Annotated in this window: 1 protein-coding gene; it reads left to right on the forward strand. The window is 72.3% G+C overall.

What is annotated here, in order from left to right:
- Positions 1–1989, forward strand: a 1989-nt coding sequence (locus Q2100_RS29065; RefSeq protein WP_302916823.1) for an SDR family NAD(P)-dependent oxidoreductase, incomplete at both ends; no start/stop codon positions are given.

The raw sequence follows: 1989 nt of genomic DNA on the forward strand, positions 1-1989 counted from the left end.
CGACGCGCGCACCGCAGCGCTCGCCGAGGCGTTGCTGGCCCGCGGCGCCGACGTCCGCACCACCGCGCTCCCGGCCGTCGCACCCCACGAAGCCGGCGGTTGGCTGCGTGAAGGGCTGATGGCGCAACCACATTCGGCGGTGGTCCTGGTGACGTCCGGATCCGCTGCCGATCCGCAGTCGGACCGGTCCGCAGATTCGGTGTCGCAGGTGGTGCACATCGCGCGCGAGATCGCCGACGTGCCGGGCGACGTGCCCCGGCTGTACGTGCTGACGGAGAACGCCCAGACGGTCGACACCGGAGACATCGCCACCCTCACCCACGCCGGGCTGCGCGGCCTGATGCGGGTGCTCGCGATCGAACAACCCGCGTTGCGCGCCACCCAGGTCGACGTGGACGCCACCACCGAGCTGTCCCTGGTGGCCGCCCAGCTGCTGTCGGATTCCGACGAGGACGAGACCGCGTGGCGGGCAGGCGCCTGGCATGTTGCGCGCCTGAGCCCGGGCCCGCTGGGTCCCGAGGACCGGTACACCCGCACGGTCAAGTACGACAGCGACGGCGTCCGGGTACAGATCCGCAAACCCGGCGACCTGCAGTCACTCGAGCTCGTCGCCTTCGACCGGCGCCCACCCGGCCCCGGCCAGATCGAGGTGGCGGTGACCGAGTCGAACCTCAACTTCGCCGACGTCCTGGTCGCATACGGGCGGTACCCCTCGTTCGAGGGCCGGCTGCCGCAACTCGGCGCCGACTTCGCCGGAGTGGTCACCCGGGTGGGACTCGGTGTCACCGACCACCGTCCGGGCGACCGCGTCGCCGGCGTCGCGGCCGGCGGGGCCTGGAGCACGTTCGTCACGTGCGACGCGAACCTGGCGGTCACCCTGCCCGCCGGTGTGCCGGAACGCCGCGCGGCCGCCGTGCCCAGCGCCCACGCCACGGCGTGGTACAGCCTGCACGACCTGGCGAGGATCTCGTCCGGCGACAAGGTGCTGATCCACTCGGCGACGGGCGGGGTGGGCCAGGCGGCCATCGCCATCGCCCGTGCCGCCGGCGCCGACATCTACGCCACCGCGGGCAGCCCCGCCAAGCGTGAACTGCTGCGCAGCGTGGGGATACGGCACGTCTACGACTCGAGGACCGTCGAGTTCGCCGAACTGATCAGGCGCGACACCGACGGCTACGGCGTCGACATCGTGCTCAACTCGCTGCCCGGCGCCGCCGCCCGGGCGGGCCTGGAACTGCTGTCGTTCGGCGGCCGGTTCGTCGAGATCGGCAAGCGGGACATCTACGGCGACACCAAGTGGGGGCTGTACGCGTTCCGGCGGAACCTAGCCTTCTTCGCCGTCGACCTGGCGCTGCTGACGTTGACCAGTCCGGACACCGTGCGGCGGGTGCTCGAGACGGTGTTCGGTCAGATCGCCGACGGCGTGCTGCCGCCACCGGAGACCACCCACTACCCGCTGACCGACGCGGCGTCGGCGATCCGGGCGATGGGCTCGGCCGAGCACACCGGCAAGCTCGTGCTCGACATCCCGCAGGACGGCCACAGCCGGGCGGTGACGCCGCCCGAAGAGGTCGCCACCTTCCGCGCCGACGGCTCCTACGTCATCAGCGGCGGCATGGGCGGCCTCGGGCTGTTCCTCGCCGAACGGATGGCGGCGCACGGGTGCGGCCGGATCGTGCTCAACGGACGGTCCGCGCCCGGCGCCGCGGCGTCGGCAGTCATCGAACGAATCCGGCGCAGCGGCACCGAGATCGAGGTCTGCTTCGGAGACATCGGCAGCCCCGACACTGCGGAGCGGGCCGTCGCGGCCGCCACCGCGACGGGGCTTCCGGTGCGCGGCGTGCTGCACGCCGCGGCGGTGCTGCAGGACGCCACGCTCGGCAACATCACCGACGACCTGATCGAGCGGGTGTGGGCGCCGAAGGTGCTTGGCGCCTGGCATCTGCACGAGGCGACGCTCGACCAGCCACTGGACTGGTTCTGTTCCTT

The sequence above is a fragment of the Mycolicibacterium arseniciresistens genome, from assembly GCF_030519285.1.
In the GTDB taxonomy this organism is placed as follows: domain Bacteria; phylum Actinomycetota; class Actinomycetes; order Mycobacteriales; family Mycobacteriaceae; genus Mycobacterium; species Mycobacterium arseniciresistens.